Here is a 16,054-nt window from a genome sequence, read left to right as displayed (position 1 = left end):
AACCGGTGAGCATCAGTGCAAAACAAACCCTGAACCAGCGGCTGGGCGATCTTATCGCCAGTGATCGTTTTGGCAACTTCATCACTGTGGTGATTCTGATCAATGCCGTGACGCTGGGAATGGAGACATCTGATACGATCATGTCCCGGTTCGGGACGATCGTTCTGTTTGTCGATCAGCTGTGCCTGGGGATTTTTGTCGTTGAACTGCTGGCAAAACTCTGGGTACAGCGGCTGCGGTTTTTCCTGCGCGGCTGGAACATCTTTGACTTTGTGATCGTCAGCATCGCCTTTCTTCCTGGGGCGCAGGGGATGTCCGTCCTGCGGGCGCTGCGCATATTGCGGGTGTTGCGCGTCATCTCGGTTGCGCCGCGGCTGCGCCGGGTGGTTGAGGGTTTCATTACTGCGCTACCGGGCATGGGCTCAGTCTTCCTGCTGATGGCTATCATCTTCTACATCGGCTCCGTCATCGCGACGAAACTCTTCGCGGACAGTTTCCCGGAATGGTTCGGTAATCTCGCGCTGAGCGCATATTCCCTGTTCCAGATCATGACTTTGGAAAGCTGGTCCATGGGCATCGTACGCCCTGTCATGGAAATCTATCCCTATGCCTGGGCGTTCTTTGTGCCGTTTATCATGGTCACCACCTTTGCGGTTGTGAACCTCTTGGTCGGCCTGATAGTGAATTCGATGCAGGATGCCCATCACGAGGAAGAAGGCGAACGCACGGACGCTTATCGGGATCTGGTTCTGGCTCGGCTGGAGGCAATCGAGCAGCAAATCGCGACGCTGCAACCGCCGCACGAGAAGAAGTGATTTTGAATTTTCCACCGAAGATAGTAGTTGGAAAATGAGGCAAATCAGGCAGAGACCTAGAATAATGGATAGACGTACATTCGGATTGGGCGCCGCGGCGACCCTTGGGCTGGCGGGCTGTAGCTCCGGCCCTAGCAAATTCCGCAGTTATAATGGCCCCGAGGTAACCTCGGTTGTTGTCAATAAAGGCGCCCGCAAGGTCTATCTTCTGCACAATGAGGATATTCTGCGCGAATATGAAATGGAGCTGGGTTTCGCACCGCAGGGCCACAAGCAGATCGAGGGCGATGGCAAAACTCCCGAAGGCACCTATCTGATCGACCGGCGCAATCCCAACAGTCGTTATCACCTCTCCATCGGGATCTCTTACCCCAACGCACAGGACCGGGCAAAGGCAGCGGCGATGGGCAAGAAACCGGGTGGCGAGATTTTCATTCACGGTGAGCCAAACAACCCCAAGGAACGCAAACGCGCTGCGCGGGTGGATGACTGGACTGCGGGCTGCATTGCGGTCAGCAACGATGAGATCGAAGAGATCTATGCGATGGTGCGCGACGGTACGTTGATTACCCTGCGTCCCTGATCGTCTGCACTGTAACCGTGCCAGCGCTGATCGTCTCGTGATAGAAAAGGCCCGATTGCCATGCAGCGATCGGGCCCTCTTCGTTCAGGTACAGATTGGATCGGCGCGCTTAGCTACCCATGACCAGGGTCCACCAGATCTTGCCATTGGATTCCTGAAACCAGGAGAAGCCCATGGTGCGCGCTTTGGCGTCCATGATGACCGAACGGGTGGCCGGTTGTTCCATCCAGGCTGTAAGCGTCTGCAACTCGGTCTCATATGTTTCCGAAATCGTCTCGCCGATCATTGTGCCGGTGAAACCAGTGCGGGCAACGCGGTCGAGCGGGGAAGAGCCGTCGGAGCCAAAATGCCACGGACGGTTCTGGACCGACATGTCGCGCGAATGGGTTGCGGCCGCAGCGGTCAGCTGGGGGTTCAGCTGGACAATCGGCTTGCCTGCCGCTTCGCGAAGGGCGTTGACCGAGTCGAGCATCCGCAGCTGTACTTTGTCGGCGTTACGGATCCGGTACACGCTGCCGCCTGTGCTGCCATCAGGTGCAGGGGCACAGGCTGCGACAAGGGTCATCAGCCCGGCGATAAGGATCAGAAATACACGTGTCATACTACACCTTGCTTCGTTGACTGGGGCTGCAATAGCCCGGCTGTGACATAGGCGCAAACATGTCAGCGGTGAATTGACCGTCGCGGGATTGTTTGATTTGCGACTGAGGCATTCGCGCCATAAGATACGGCATAACGAATGCATATCTCCGCAGTTTGGAAAAGTCATGACCCGCAGCCCCTTCGAATCCTTCTCTAGACGGCAATTTCTCGCCGGTTCCGTTTCTGTCGGCGCATCGCTGGTTGGCGGCGGTCTTGCCAGCGACGTCTGGGCACAGGATGCCACGGACACGACCGCGGAGGGTTTTGACCCGCTGCGCCCGCCGCCTGAGCCCGAGGCGCCGGTTCAGCGTAACATCTCGGCGTTCCGGTCCAAGGACTGGCGGCCCTATTTCGACAATCTGCGCAATGGAGCCGTGCTGGTGGATATCGACAGCCGCGCCCTGCATTTCTGGTCGGAAGACCAGAGCACCTACAAGCTATATCCCTCGTCCGTGCCGCTCTCCGATGATCTGACGCGCCGCGGCCGGACCCAGATTATCCGCAAGGTCGATGGGCCTGGCTGGGCGCCGACTCCGAACATGCGCAAGCGCAACCCGGAGTGGCCTGCCTATATCCCGCCGGGGCCGGACAATCCGCTTGGAACCCATGCTTTGTATCTCAGCTGGAAGTATTACCGAATCCACGGCACGCATGACACGCGCAAGATCGGGCGCAGGTCATCAAACGGCTGTATCGGCCTTTATAACGAGCATATTTCGCAGCTGTTTGCGCTCACGAAAGTGGGCACTCAAGTGTTGCTAATTTGACGACATCGGCCCATTCCAGAGGCCGAATCATGCAACAAGCAATTGCAATGTCGCGATTTTGCTGATTAGAAAAATATTACGAGGTAAGTCTTGGGCGCGTGGTTCGGGTGGACTGAACTGCGCATATTTTTGGAGGTTAACATGAAAAAACTCGTTATCGCTGCTGCTCTGACTGCTGCTGCTTCGACCGCTTCCGCGGGCAACCTGGCTGAGCCGATTGTTGAGGCGCCGGTTATTGTTGAGCAGACCGAAAGCTCCTCCAGCGGCATCCTTCTGCCGCTGCTGCTGCTGGTTCTGGTTGGCGCAGCTGTTGCAAGCAACTAATTGCTTGTCTCAGAACGGTAAGAAAGGCGGTGGATTTTCCACCGCCTTTTTTCATGTCTCCCGACCTGACATGGGCCGGGGAATGCAATTTTGGTTCAGGGTGGCTCAACCGTCGTGAACTTCGGACAGAATGCTGTTCATCGATGCGAGAATCATCTCGATTCCCTCTGCATCAATCGTCAGCGGGGGGCGAATTTTCAGAATGTTGTCCTTTGGCCCTTCGCTACCGATCAGGATGCGATGATCGCGCATGCGGTTCTTCACATAGGCGCAGATATCCGTCGCTTCTGATCCGTCGTTGCGGATCAGTTCGACACCGATAAATAATCCCATGCCGCGCACATCCCCGATCGACTGATAACGGGATTGCAGTTCGCGCAGGCCTTCGATCAGTTCGGCCCCACGCACCCGCGCATTCTCCTGTAACCCTTCCTCATCGACGATATTCAGCACTTCGGTACCGATGCGGCACGACAGGGTGGAACCGCCAAAGGTCGAGAAGAACTCAGGCCCCTGTGCAAAGCTGTCCGCGATGGCGCGGGTTGTTACCAGCACACCTAGGGGGTGGCCGTTGCCGATTGGTTTACCGAGTACCACGATATCGGGGCTGGCCTCTTGGTGTTCAAAGCCAAAGTAGTAGTCACCAAGGCGTCCTAGACCGGTTTGAACCTCATCGGCGATACAGATACCACCTGCGGCGCGGATCTTGTCATAGACGGCGGGCAGATAGCCCTTTGGCGGAATGATCTGACCGCCGACAGAAGGGAAGGTCTCGGCAATGAAGCCGGCCACCCCATGACCGCTTGCACGCAGTTTTTCGATGGCCGGATCCACTAGGTCCGCGTATTTCTGCGCGCGGTCTGCGTCATCACGCCGGTAAGATCCGCGATAGTCATCGGCAACTTCGACCAACTGCACCCAGTCAGACGGGCCCACGCCACCCTTTGCATTGAACTTATAGGCGGAAACGTCAATCACGCCAGTGGTGTTGCCGTGATAGCCATGATTGGGCGTTACCATCCCCTTGGCACCTGTGTGCGCCCGTGCGAGGCGCAGGGCCAGCTCATTCGCTTCGGTGCCGGAATTGACGAAGAAGCAGACCTCCAGATGGTCGGGCATCTTTGACAGCACCTTTTCCGCAAAGGCGGTTTGTGCCGGGTGCAGATACCGGGTGTTGGAGTTCATGCGTTTCAACTGATCGGCAGCAACCGCCTGAACGCGGGGATGCGCGTGGCCTACATGCGGCACGTTGTTATAGGCATCGAGATAGGGGCGGCCCATTTCGTCAAACAGATGATGTTTCCACCCACGCAGCAGCATGACCGGATCGCTGTAGGTCAGGCTGAGATTGCTGCCGAAATGTGCCTTTCGATCCGCCAAAACCCGGCGCTTGTCAGTCGGTTCATATCCGGTTTTCTCCGCAGGCAGGTTCAGTAACGGTGCAGGGTTTGGGCAAAGTGCGTTCCACAGCAAGAGGTCGTCAGGATCCGCCACTCCGGGCCAGTCTGCCTCAATTCCCTTGGTCGATAGCGCCAGTTGGAAATGCACATGTGGAGCCCAGCCGCCGTTCTCAGTTGCATCGCCGAGCTGGCAGAACGGCGCGCCCTTGGCGACCCGGTCGCCAACCGAAAGCTGAGTACAGCAGTCAGGGTCAAGATGACCGTAGAGCGTATAAAATTCTTCTCCGGTGTCGGCATGGTGTTTCAGGATGACAACACCGCCGTAGTCCAGATGAGCATCGCGGTTCTCCACCGCCACGACCTCACCCTCCAGGGGGGCGTAGAGCGTCTGACCGGCCGGGGCAAAAACATCCACTGCGAGATGGACGGTACGCCGGTCGCTGGCTTTATACGCGCCTTTGCGGAAGGCTGGGGCAGTATAGATCAGCCGTGGTTCGTTGTAATATCCAAGCCACCAGTCGGCACCGTTCTCGCCGGAAAACTCTCGCCCGACTTCGGCAGCCTCGGCCAGCGGCATATCAAAAGGGTTCTGCGGCCAGGTCGATGTCTCGACCGAGAGAGACCCCATCGGCAGACCCGTCAAATCGCGTCCCATCAGCGGAGCGAACTCACCGGAATATTTCTCTAGATAGGCAATTACCCTGTCGGCACCATCGACCACCGAAAAGCCGCAGGTCGCTCTCAGCCGGGCCGAAATCAGGGCCGGATGCTCACTTGGCTGCTCCAGAAAACGCCATGCAGGATCCTGCGATATGGTCACATAGGGGTCATCGGGATTGTCTTTGGCCACCAGCGTGGAATTGACGACGCTGACGGCCAGACGCATCCGCAGCAGAGGCCAGAGAAGATCTAGTTCGGTTTCGGTCAACGGATTGACGGCGTGGTAGCCTTCTATCAGCGCGGACAGGGCAGCCTGCGGTCGGGGATTATCCAGCACGATATACGCAGCTGCAATGGCCAGATCACAGATTCGCGGCGCAGCACACATGTCGCCAAGGTCGATCAGACCGCCGACATGGCGTGGTTGGCATAGCGTGCCAATAACGAGAATGTTGTAGTCATTGGCGTCATTATGAATCGCCTGTTTAGGCAGGGAGCCAAGCACCGGCTTCAGCTCTATGAAATCGGCGCAGATCGCAGCAATCAGGCTCCGGCGTTTGCTGTCTGCGATGCAGTCGAGATCGCTTGCCACCCAGTCGGCAGACATCAGATCCCATTTGAAATTGCGTAGCAGCGCGGGATGGTCAAAGGTTTTGAGCGCGCGGGTTATGCTTCCAAGCGCGGCACCGATTTCCCTGATGAGAACGGATGATTTTGGCGCGCTTTTGGCATAGCAGCGGCCCGGCAGCTGAGTTTGCAGCCAGACCAGGCGCTCAACCCCGGTTTCGTCTGCAAGATCGAGGCAGAGCGCACCATCGGCGGTTGCCACGGCGCGTGGACATGGCAGATCCGGGTCAGTTTGATGGAGATGCGCCAGCGCAGCGATTTGCATCTCGACGAGATCAGGGGCGCAACCGGGGCGCATGACCTTTAGAATATAGCCCTGCCCATCCTCGGCGAGTGCACGAAAGTTCAGGTCATATTCCCCGTCCAACCGTGACAGGTCAGCGGTGATGCCCCAGTGATTATTCAGGGCATCGGCCCAATGCAATTCGGCCAGGTTCAATGCGGTCATGAGAGGTCCCTGTTCAAATATCCTCAGCCCCGTTGGCCGGGGCGTTTTGGTTATTTGGACCGGGGAGTGGCGATTAGTCCAGCCACCCTTTCAAATTGCGTTGGATAACGCCGGACAGCGCGTCAATGTGCTCGGCGTCATCGTTCAGGCAAGGGATATAGAGAAATTCCTCTCCGCCCGCGTGCTCAAAGCTTTCGCGAATTTCCTCGTTGATTTCCTCAAGCGTCTCAATGCAGTCCGCCGAGAAGGCGGGGGCGATCACCGCGATGTTTTTCTTGCCTTCTTTGGCGAGGGTGGCGACGTGATCCACGGTATAGGGCTTCAGCCATTCTTCGGGGCCAAACACCGACTGAAACGTGGTGGTGATTTCGGTATCGGTCCACCCCAGACGTTCTTTCAGGAGGCGCGTCGTTTTCTGGCACTGACAATGGTAGGGATCGCCCTGCATCAGATAGCGCTTGGGCATCCCGTGATAGGATACAACCAGAATTTCGGGTTTTTTCTCGGCGATGGCATAAGCTTTCTCCACCGAACGCGCGAGGGCGTCGATATATGCCGGATCGTCAAAATAGGGTGCGACAGTGCGAGCGGCGGGCTGCCAGGTTTCTTCCATCAGGGCGCGGAAAAACTGGTCGTTGGCGGTGGCCGAGGTGGCCCCGGCATATTGCGGATAAAGCGGGACGAAGAGGATTTTCTGACAGCCGGCCTCAACCATTGCCCGCACTTTGGATTTAGTTGAGGGATTGCCGTAGCGCATACAGAAATCCACCATGACCTCTTTGCCATACCGCTCCTGCAACGCTTCCGACATCGCGGCGGTCTGCTCCTTGGTGATGGTCATCAGGGGGCTTTCGCCCTTGTCATGGTTCCAGATGGACTTATAGGCCGCTCCCGAGGAAAACGGCCGTTTGGCCAAAATGATCAGTTGCAACAGCGGCTGCCATTTCCAGGCAGGATAGTCGATCACACGCTTGTCCGAGAGAAACTCGCTCAGATACCGGCGCATCGGCCAGTAGCTATAGTCATCGGGGGTGCCCAGATTGGCCAACAGTACGCCGACCTTCGCCGGGGCGATCTTGGGGTGGTCTGCCGGCGCATGAGCGGGGCAGGTGGCGGGGGCAGTGGCGTCCAGCATCTATCAGGGTCCTGTGCGGTAAACGGTCAGCGGATCGTTGGTCCGCCCTAGCTATATGAAGATACGGCGGAAATGACCAATTGGATCATTCCACCAGAGCCATAGGATAGACCTATGGCTGGTTCTGTCTACTTTGGCAGCGGTGTTTCCGGCACCTTCAGCGCATCCGCCAGTCGCGCCTTTGCCGATCCGGGGCGCAGCGGTTTTTGCTGGGTGTCGGACGGGGACCAGCCGGTCAGGCAAATCAGTTCAAAGGTTGCAGGCAAAAGACCGTCCTCCGTTGCGTAGGTGGACCGGTAGATATCCGCAGTGTCAGCGAACAATTTGCGCGTGGTTGCGGTCTTTTGCCTCTGTGTCATGGCATTGGTTTCGCCCATGCCGCGCAGTTCGTGCATCAGGTGCCACAGGTCGCGGTACTTTGCAGTCAGCGGCACAACATCCGCCACCGGAAGCGCAAATCCGGCCCGTTGCAACAGCGCACCCAGATCGCGCACTTCGCCCATCGGGGCCACGCGGGGCGACAGCCCGCCGGAAAGGCGGGTTTCGGCGGTGGCCAGGGCGCTGCGCAATTCATGCAGGGTCTGGCCGCCCAGCATCACGACCAGCAGCAAGCCGTCTTCGGTCAGGGCCCGGTGACATTGGATCAATTGTCCGACCGGATCATTGGCCCAGTGCAGTGACATGGCATGGACCACAAGATCATGGGCACCAACCGCCAGATCCAATGTTTCGTCATCCGCGACATGTTTGGCATCGGGCAGACAACTGTCCCAGCCTTGCGCAAAAGGCGCCACCAGCGCTGGGCGCGTAAAGCTCCTGTTAACCATGGAGAGCCGATCCTCAATCTCATCGCGTGCGATGTCGTGCAGGAACAGGGCTTCGGGGGTCAGGCGGCTGCGATGGGCGGCGAGTGCGCTGCGGTCAAAGAGCTGCGGGCGGGGCGTCGTGGCTTTGGTCATGAGGGCTATTTAGGATGTTGAAGGCGCGGATACAAACGGCTGTTTCGCTGATCTACCCGCCACGCTGTCTGGCCTGCGGTGAGTGGGTCGACAGCGATTTCGGACTTTGTGGCCCCTGCTGGCGCGAGACGCCGTTCATACATGGAACCTGTTGCCATGGATGTGGAGTCCCTTTGATCGGGGAGGAGGATGGGTTTCGCCTCGAATGTGATGAGTGTATGGATCACCCACGGCCCTGGCAGGAAGGACGCGCCGCGCTGACCTATGAGGGCACGGCCCGGCGGCTGGTACTTGCCCTGAAACACGGGGATCGAACTGAAATCGCCCGGCCTGCAGGGCGCTGGTTGGGGCGGGCGGCTGCCAGTTTGCTTGTGGATGATCCCTTGGTGGCGCCAGTGCCGCTACACTGGTCGCGGTTTCTGCGCCGCCGCTATAATCAATCTGATCTGCTGGCCCGACAAATGTCCCGAGACGCTGGCTTGGACTACTGCCCGGACCTGTTGCGGCGCGTTCGCCGTACACCTTCGCTTGAAGGGCAGGGCCGCTGCGAGCGCTACGCAACGTTGGCGCGGTCGATTTCGGCGCATCCGAAACATGCCGCACAGATTGACGGGCGTATCGTCCTGCTGGTCGATGATGTGATGACCAGTGGTGCCACGCTTGCGGCCTGTAGCGAGGCTTGCCTTGATGCAGGCGCAAGCGCGGTCCGTATCGCCGTGCTTGCAAGGGTCACGCAGTCGTGATCTGAACGCGCTGGGGCTGGCAATTCTATCATGGACTGCCCAAGTTCAGGGCCAAGCCACTGAATATTTTCAAACGGAGACCCGAATGAAACCGGTCGAAATCTACACTTCCCCGCTCTGCGGGTTTTGCCATGCCGCAAAACGCCTGCTGACCCAGAAAGGCGTAAGCTTCGACGAAATCGACGTCTTGGCTAATCCTGATCGCAAGGCTGAAATGATCGAGCGTGCCAATGGTGGGCGTACCGTTCCGCAGATTTTTGTCGGCGAGACCCATGTCGGTGGATGCGATGATCTTTATGCACTGGATCGGTCCGGCAAGCTGGATCCGCTGCTGGCAACCTGAGGCGCGGTGATTAAGATCGGTGACCATCGGAGGATATAACAGATGCGTGCGGCCTTGCTTCAACTGACATCAAGCGACCAGCCAGCTGAAAATCTGGTGATGGTGCAGGAGATGATTGCCGAGGCCGCTGCCGCTGGCGCCGGTTTTGTACTGACACCAGAAGTGACAAACTGCCTTTCTGGAAGTCGCAGCCACCAGACGTCGGTCCTCCATCATGAAGCGGATGATCCGACGTTGGCGGCCCTGCGCAGAACTGCCGAGGAGCGCGGTCTCTGGCTGTCTCTCGGATCCCTCGCGTTGAAGACGACGGATGCTGATGGACGGTTTGCCAATCGCCAGTTTCTGATCGATCCAGCCGGTGAGATTGTTGCGCGCTATGACAAGATCCACATGTTCGATGTGGATGTCACGCCTGAAGAAACTTACCGCGAGTCGGATGGATACCGCCCGGGCCGTCAGGCTGTGGTTGCACAGACTCCATTTGCAGCCCTGGGAATGACCATCTGTTACGACGTACGCTTCCCCTATCTGCATCGGCGTCTGGCCAAAGCAGGGGCTCAGGTGCTTCTGGCGCCCGCAGCCTTTTCGCCTGTTACCGGTGCGGCCCATTGGCACGCATTGCTTCAGGCGCGTGCAATCGAGACGGGCTGCTATGTGCTGGCGGCTGCTCAGACGGGCACCCATCCGGCAACCAAGGGAAAGTCGCGACGCACCTATGGCCATTCTCTGGTGGTGTCACCCTGGGGGGAAATTCTGGCCGATGGCGGCGTTGAGCCAGGGGTCACCTACATTGATCTTGACCTTGAAAAAGTGGCACAAGCGCGTCGACAGGTTCCTTCCCTGTTTCATGACCGAGAATTCGACGGCCCCTGATGGACGATACCAATTCCCTTGCGGTTTCGCTGTTCAGCGAAATTCTGATGGCAGATCAGCTGGCGCGGACCCGGCTGGGACAAGTGCTGCCTAAGGGAATGGAACTGTCGCATTTCTCGGTATTGAACCATCTCGCACGTACCGGAGTTGAGCGGTCGCCCGCTCAGCTGGCCAAGGCGTTTCACGTGACCCGTGGGGCGATGACCAATACATTGAGCAAGCTGGAAGCGGCGGGCTACGTTCATATCCGCCCAGACTGGGATGATGCGCGACGCAAAATGGTCGCGATCAGCCCGGCGGGACGACAGGCGCGCGACGCCGCATTGGCCAGCATTGTTCCGATGATCCGCGAAGTGGTTGAGGAACTGGGGGGTGACCGGGTCAAATCCGCGCTGCCGATCCTGCGAGAGTTCCGCATTAAGCTGGGAAGTCGCGACTGATTGGCGACTACGGGCGCAGGGCCCCAATCCTGTAAAACGGAAAAGGACGTCTGCGAACAGACGTCCTTGGTGCCCCCCGTCAGGCTGGTCCGTGAGTGGTAGGCTTAACGACAGGGCGGCCCGGAACAAGGGCCTCTGTGCATTCACTCGGTGACAGGTCAGCAACATCTGACCCTATCCACGGTCTACCACGTAGAAGTTAGCGGCCCAACGACGCAGAAGGATGATTTCCTATCCTAAAGTATAGGGGCAGGGCTTTTGCCTCCGCGCTTAGCGAGGCTTAGTGCTGGCTGTCACGTAGTTTACGCTTAAATCACGGTCCGACAGCGACCAGCTCCAGAAGATCGGATTGAACACAAAACCCTTCCGATCGACAGGCGTCAGCCCCGCCTTTGAGAGCAGCTCGAACAGCTCGTCTGGTGTAATGAACTTCGACCATTCATGTGTCCCGCGCGGCAGCCATCGCATGACAACCTCGGCGCCTAAAATGGCCATCGCGTAGCTTTTGGGATTGCGGTTGATGGTTGAACAGATTTGCAGACCACCGGGCCTGAGCAGCTGCTGCGTGGCAGTTAGATAGCTGAGCGGATCGGCAACATGTTCGACCACCTCCATGTTGAGAACCACGTCGAACTGCTCGCCCGCCTCTGCCAGCGCCTCGGCCGTGGTGTGGCGATAGTCGATGTCCAGACCGGATTGCTGGGCGTGAACCTGAGCGACTGGAATATTGCCCGCTGCGGCGTCGGCGCCGACGACATCGGCACCCAGACGGGCCATTGGTTCGCTGAGAAGCCCGCCACCGCAGCCGATGTCCAGAATGCGCAGTCCGGAAAAGGGCGCCTGATCGGATAGGTTGCGATCAAATTCACCAGCAATTTGCCGGGTGATGTAGTCCAGCCGACAGGGGTTCAGCATGTGCAATGGTTTGAATTTTCCAGTGGGATCCCACCATTCGGCGGCCATGGCCTCAAATTTTGCGATCTCGGACGGGTCTACCGTGGATTGAGGCGCTTGCATTCCTGTCTCCGTGTGTTCTTTTATCATTCAGGACTAAGTTAGGTCAGTAATGGACAAATACCCGTATCAAAAGCGCGCAGTGCAGTATTTGTACCCGCCCATTGAACCCTTTGATCAGCGGATGGTCGATGTGGGGCAGGGCCACCATATCTATATGGAGCAGAGCGGTAATCCGGACGGTATCCCTGTGGTGGTCTGTCACGGAGGCCCGGGTGGCGGGAGCAGCCCGGCCATGCGGCGGTATTTCGACCCTGACCACTACCGGATTGTGTTATTCGATCAGCGCGGTTGCGGACGGTCGCGGCCGCATGCCTCTTGCGCTGACAATACAACCTGGCATCTGGTCGCGGATATGGAAATCATCCGCCGACTTCTGGGGCTGTCGCGGTGGATGGTGTTCGGCGGGAGCTGGGGGGCAACTTTGTCGCTGATCTATGCCCAGACCCATCCCGAGCGGGTGCGCCATCTGATCCTGCGCGGCGTCTTCCTGATGACCAAGTCAGAGCTGGACTGGTTCTACGGTGGTGGTGCTGGCCGTTTCTGGCCGGAGACCTGGTCGCGTTTTGTCTCGATGATCCCCGATGGTGAGCGGGGCGATCTGATCGCCGCCTATAACAGACGGCTGTTTTCCGGCGATATGGCTGAGGAGATCCTGTTCGGCCGGGCTTGGTCGGCATGGGAGAACGCGTTGGCCTCGATCCATTCCAACGGCACATCGGGCGAAAGCCCGGGCGACTACGCGCGCGCCTTTGCACGACTGGAGAATCACTATTTCATCAATGGCGGGTTTCTCGACTACGATGGTCAGATCTTTGCCAATATGGGGCGCATATCGCATATTCCCGGCATCATCGTGCAGGGGCGGTATGATATGATTTGTCCGCCGACCTCCGCCTGGCGATTGAAAGAGCTGTGGCCAAATGCCGAGTTGAAGATGGTGCGCAATGCGGGCCATGCTCTGTCCGAACCGGGAATCAGCGCCGAGCTGGTGCGCGCAATGGACCAGATTGCAGAGGAGCAGGAGCCATGACACGGATCGACAGGCGTGCGCTGTTCACATCTGGCGCCGCGGCTGCCCTGCTGGCTGCAACCGGGGCCGCGCTGGCTGATACGCCGCGGCAGGGCGGGATCCTTCGTCTCGCGGTACCGCGAGACGGTGGGCTGATGGATCAGGTCGCTCGTGGGGCCGTGTTTGACACCTTGATGGAAATTGGCCCTGACGGCTCCTTGCGGCCTGAGCTGGCCAGTCGCTGGAGCAGCAGCCCCGATGCGCGGGTCTGGCAGTTCGATATTCGGGCAGATGTGACGTTTCACGATGGAACACCGGTGCGGGCGGCGGATGTGGCGGCGAGCCTGCTGGGCAGCGATATCGGCGATGGCGCTGCTCAAATCGACATACTCTCGCCCGGTAGCATCCAGATTGTGCTGGGCGCGTCCAATCCGCATCTCCCTTATTTATTGGCCGATGGCCGGTTTGCGATTGCCGCCGGCGGGGAAACCTCAGGCGACCTCTCAGCCGCAAACGGGACCGGGTGCTACAGGGTGGAGCGCGCGCGCGCTGGGCGCGACTTCCGCGCGGCGCGGGTGCGGAGGCACTACAAATCCGGTCAGGCCGGTTGGGTCGATACGGTTGAGTTGATCGTGATTCCCGATGCCACCGTGCGGGCTGAGGCGCTGCGGGATGGATATGTCGATGTCGCCGCCCTGCCAGCACCCGAAGGTCTCATCTCGCGCGGCAGTTTTCACTACCATCCATCCGTTGATGACATGGCGCTGGCAGCCCGGCGGGATGTTGGTATGCCTCGGACGATAGGCACTCGGTCGGCTTTGGACGATGGTCGTATTGCGGAACGCTGGTGGCGCCTCTGATCTGGAAGATTTGCAAGCCTGGGTCCGCACAGAACATGGGTCAGGGGAACTGCCTCTTGCAGTTTGGCCTGATCCGGCGTATATGCCTTTCGTAACAGCGGCGCGTCGGGTTTGACCCTCAGCTCCACCGGAAAGTTCAACGGGCCGCGCGCCCGTTTTTTTGTGCCCGAATCACAGATCTGGAATTCGTATGACCAATGACCTGATAGCCAAGGCAGCCATCGACCGTCGGCTTGCCGAGATCATCACCCCGGTGATTGAAGATCTCGGTTTTGAGCTGGTGCGTATTCGGCTGATGTCTGGCAAGACGACCACCCTGCAGATCATGGCCGACAAGCCTGAAGGCGGCATCGAGGTGGATGGCTGCGCTGAGATCTCCAACGCGGTCAGTGCGACGCTGGACGTGGAGGATCCGATCCTTGACAGCTACGCGCTTGAGGTCTCCAGCCCCGGTATCGACCGGCCGCTGACCCGTCTCAAAGACTTCGATATGTTCGAGGGCTATGAGGCCAAGATCGAGACCAGCGAGCTGATCGACGGCCGCCGCCGTTTCAAGGGCGAGCTGGCCGGTGTTGAGGATGACGAGGTTCTGATCAATATCGAAGAACATGGCGAGACTGTTACCATCGGCTTGAAATTCGACTGGTTGAGCGATGCCAAACTGGTTCTTACCGATGATCTGATCAAAGAAATGCTGCGTCAGCGCAAGGCTGCCGGCACCCTGAACGAAGACGCATTCGACGAAATCGAGGCCGATGGGTCCGAAGAGGAGAAAAAGTAATGGCTATCACATCAGCAAACCAGTTGGAGCTTCTGCAGACCGCAGAAGCCGTGGCGCGCGAAAAGATGATCGACCCCGGTTTGGTTGTCGATGCGATGGAAGAGAGCCTGGCGCGGGCCGCCAAGAGCCGCTACGGCAGCGAGATGGATATTCGTGTGTCCATTGACCGCAAGACTGGCCGTGCGACCTTTACCCGCGTGCGGACCGTGGTCGAAGATGACGCGCTGGAAAACTACCAGGCGGAAATGACTGTTGAGCAGGCCAAGCAGTATATGGCCGATCCTTCGGTTGGCGATGTCTTCGTCGAGGAAGTGCCCCCTGTCGAGATGGGCCGGATCGCTGCCCAGTCCGCCAAGCAGGTGATCCTGCAGAAGGTGCGCGAAGCGGAGCGAGATCGTCAGTACGAAGAGTTCAAGGATCGTGCCGGCACCATCATCAACGGCCTGGTCAAACGTGAAGAATACGGCAACGTCATCGTTGACGTGGGTGCGGGTGAGGCGATCCTGCGCCGGAACGAGAAAATCGGCCGCGAGAGCTACCGCCCGAATGACCGGATTCGCTGCTATATCAAGGATGTGCGCCGCGAGCCGCGTGGCCCTCAAATCTTCCTGTCGCGGACCGCGCCGGAGTTCATGGCTGAGCTGTTCAAGATGGAAGTGCCTGAAATCTATGATGGCGTCATTGAGATCAAGGCGGTTGCCCGTGATCCGGGTTCGCGCGCAAAGATTGCTGTGATCAGCTATGATGGCTCCATCGATCCGGTTGGCGCCTGTGTCGGTATGCGCGGTTCGCGCGTTCAGGCCGTGGTCAACGAACTGCAGGGTGAAAAGATCGACATCATCCCGTGGAACGAAGATCAGCCGACCTTCCTCGTGAACGCGCTGCAGCCTGCGGAAGTGTCCAAGGTTGTTCTGGACGAAGAAGCGGGCAAGATCGAGGTTGTGGTCCCCGAAGAGCAGCTGTCGCTGGCAATCGGCCGTCGTGGTCAGAACGTGCGTCTGGCATCGCAGCTGACCGCGCTTGATATCGACATCATGACCGAGGAAGAGGAATCGGCCCGCCGCCAGAAGGAATTCGAGGCGCGCACCAAGCTGTTCATGGAAACCCTGGATCTGGACGAATTCTTTGCCCAGCTGCTGGTCTCCGAAGGCTTTACCAACCTCGAAGAAGTTGCCTATGTCGAGCTGGATGAGCTGCTGGTTATTGACGGTGTCGACGAGGGCACCGCTCAGGAGCTTCAGGCGCGTGCGGCTGACTACCTGGAAGCGCAGGCGAAAGCGGCGATTGATGCAGCCCGCGCATTGGGTGCCGAGGACAGCCTGATTGACTTTGATGGTCTGACGCCCCAAATGATTGAGGCACTGGCCAAGGATGGCATCAAGACGCTTGAAGATTTTGCCACCTGCGCTGACTGGGAGCTGGCCGGCGGTTGGACCACCAACAAGGGTGAGCGCGTCAAGGATGACGGCATTCTGGAACCATATGATGTGTCGCTGGAAGATGCTCAGACTCTTGTCATGACCGCCCGCGTTCTGCTGGGTTGGGTGGATCCCACCGAACTGGAAGCGGATGCTGAAGACGATGCCGACATCGAAGACGGCGAAGCAGAAGAGGGCGAGGCCTGAACT

Annotated in this window: 17 protein-coding genes; 12 read left to right on the top strand and 5 right to left on the bottom strand. The window is 58.6% G+C overall.

What is annotated here, in order from left to right; translation table 11 throughout:
* Positions 1 to 5: 5 nt before the first annotated feature.
* The gene (locus VXL81_RS02715; protein ID WP_340547146.1) at positions 6 to 815 is read left to right on the top strand and encodes an ion transporter; all 810 of its coding nucleotides are present in this window, start codon (positions 6 to 8) and stop codon (positions 813 to 815) included.
* A gap of 64 nt (positions 816 to 879) precedes the next feature.
* Positions 880 to 1,398, top strand: a complete 519-nt coding sequence (locus tag VXL81_RS02710; protein WP_340547147.1) for a L,D-transpeptidase family protein — start codon at positions 880 to 882, stop codon at positions 1,396 to 1,398.
* 109 nt (positions 1,399 to 1,507) lie between these two features.
* On the opposite strand, the gene VXL81_RS02705 is transcribed toward VXL81_RS02710, so the two are convergent.
* Entirely contained in the window at positions 1,508 to 1,999 is a 492-nt protein-coding gene (locus tag VXL81_RS02705) for a CAP domain-containing protein (protein WP_340547148.1), read from the bottom strand.
* 166 nt (positions 2,000 to 2,165) lie between these two features.
* Between VXL81_RS02705 and VXL81_RS02700 the strand changes: the two genes are divergently transcribed.
* Positions 2,166 to 2,807, top strand: coding sequence for a L,D-transpeptidase (locus VXL81_RS02700; protein WP_340547149.1), 642 nt, complete (start codon positions 2,166 to 2,168; stop codon positions 2,805 to 2,807).
* A gap of 141 nt (positions 2,808 to 2,948) precedes the next feature.
* Positions 2,949 to 3,131, top strand: a complete 183-nt coding sequence (locus VXL81_RS02695) for a hypothetical protein (protein WP_340547150.1) — start codon at positions 2,949 to 2,951, stop codon at positions 3,129 to 3,131.
* A 105-nt stretch (positions 3,132 to 3,236) separates the two neighbouring features.
* Here VXL81_RS02695 and VXL81_RS02690 read toward each other — a convergent pair whose 3' ends face one another.
* The 3 genes from VXL81_RS02690 to VXL81_RS02680 all read right to left on the bottom strand — a co-directional run bounded on the left by VXL81_RS02690 (position 3,237) and on the right by VXL81_RS02680 (position 8,360).
* Positions 3,237 to 6,266, bottom strand: coding sequence for an aminotransferase class III-fold pyridoxal phosphate-dependent enzyme (locus VXL81_RS02690; RefSeq protein WP_416552835.1), 3,030 nt, complete (start codon positions 6,264 to 6,266; stop codon positions 3,237 to 3,239).
* Between the two features lie 73 nt (positions 6,267 to 6,339).
* Entirely contained in the window at positions 6,340 to 7,401 is a 1,062-nt protein-coding gene (gene hemH / locus VXL81_RS02685; protein WP_416552833.1) for a ferrochelatase, read from the bottom strand.
* Positions 7,402 to 7,529: 128 nt separating this feature from the next.
* On the bottom strand, positions 7,530 to 8,360 hold the full coding sequence (locus tag VXL81_RS02680; protein WP_340547153.1) for a methyltransferase domain-containing protein: 831 nt from the start codon (positions 8,358 to 8,360) through the stop codon (positions 7,530 to 7,532).
* A gap of 14 nt (positions 8,361 to 8,374) precedes the next feature.
* Here VXL81_RS02680 and VXL81_RS02675 point away from each other — a divergent pair, with 14 nt between their 5' ends.
* From VXL81_RS02675 to VXL81_RS02660, 4 genes are all read left to right on the top strand, one after another.
* Positions 8,375 to 9,103: a double zinc ribbon domain-containing protein gene (locus tag VXL81_RS02675; RefSeq protein ID WP_416542717.1), complete on the top strand. Its 729-nt coding sequence runs from the start codon at positions 8,375 to 8,377 to the stop codon at positions 9,101 to 9,103.
* A gap of 85 nt (positions 9,104 to 9,188) precedes the next feature.
* On the top strand, positions 9,189 to 9,446 hold the full coding sequence (grxC, locus tag VXL81_RS02670; RefSeq protein WP_340547155.1) for a glutaredoxin 3: 258 nt from the start codon (positions 9,189 to 9,191) through the stop codon (positions 9,444 to 9,446).
* 42 nt (positions 9,447 to 9,488) lie between these two features.
* The gene (locus tag VXL81_RS02665) at positions 9,489 to 10,319 is read left to right on the top strand and encodes a carbon-nitrogen hydrolase family protein (RefSeq protein WP_416552832.1); all 831 of its coding nucleotides are present in this window, start codon (positions 9,489 to 9,491) and stop codon (positions 10,317 to 10,319) included.
* Entirely contained in the window at positions 10,319 to 10,759 is a 441-nt protein-coding gene (locus VXL81_RS02660) for a MarR family winged helix-turn-helix transcriptional regulator (protein WP_340547157.1), read from the top strand. Before VXL81_RS02665 ends, VXL81_RS02660 begins: the two co-directional genes overlap by 1 nt.
* 270 nt (positions 10,760 to 11,029) lie before the next feature.
* On the opposite strand, the gene ubiG is transcribed toward VXL81_RS02660, so the two are convergent.
* A complete protein-coding gene (ubiG, locus tag VXL81_RS02655) occupies positions 11,030 to 11,776 on the bottom strand; it encodes a bifunctional 2-polyprenyl-6-hydroxyphenol methylase/3-demethylubiquinol 3-O-methyltransferase UbiG (protein WP_416544111.1) in 747 nt (248 codons plus the stop codon).
* Positions 11,777 to 11,825: 49 nt separating this feature from the next.
* Here ubiG and pip point away from each other — a divergent pair, with 49 nt between their 5' ends.
* From pip to nusA, 4 genes are all read left to right on the top strand, one after another.
* Entirely contained in the window at positions 11,826 to 12,806 is a 981-nt protein-coding gene (gene pip / locus VXL81_RS02650) for a prolyl aminopeptidase (RefSeq protein WP_340547159.1), read from the top strand.
* Positions 12,803 to 13,645 carry an ABC transporter substrate-binding protein gene (locus VXL81_RS02645; RefSeq protein WP_416552830.1) on the top strand — a complete coding sequence of 281 codons (843 nt, stop codon included), beginning with the start codon at positions 12,803 to 12,805 and terminating at the stop codon, positions 13,643 to 13,645. Before pip ends, VXL81_RS02645 begins: the two co-directional genes overlap by 4 nt.
* Positions 13,646 to 13,835: 190 nt before the next feature.
* Positions 13,836 to 14,426 carry a ribosome maturation factor RimP gene (rimP, locus tag VXL81_RS02640; RefSeq protein WP_340547161.1) on the top strand — a complete coding sequence of 197 codons (591 nt, stop codon included), beginning with the start codon at positions 13,836 to 13,838 and terminating at the stop codon, positions 14,424 to 14,426.
* Positions 14,426 to 16,051 carry a transcription termination factor NusA gene (gene nusA / locus VXL81_RS02635; RefSeq protein ID WP_416544109.1) on the top strand — a complete coding sequence of 542 codons (1,626 nt, stop codon included), beginning with the start codon at positions 14,426 to 14,428 and terminating at the stop codon, positions 16,049 to 16,051. Before rimP ends, nusA begins: the two co-directional genes overlap by 1 nt.
* Positions 16,052 to 16,054 lie beyond the last annotated feature (3 nt).

The sequence above is a fragment of the Phaeobacter sp. JH204B genome (assembly GCF_048055755.1).
Lineage (GTDB): Bacteria > Pseudomonadota > Alphaproteobacteria > Rhodobacterales > Rhodobacteraceae > Phaeobacter > Phaeobacter bryozoorum.
The sequence above is the reverse complement of the archived record's forward strand: the minus strand, read 5'-3'. Positions and strand labels throughout refer to the sequence as shown.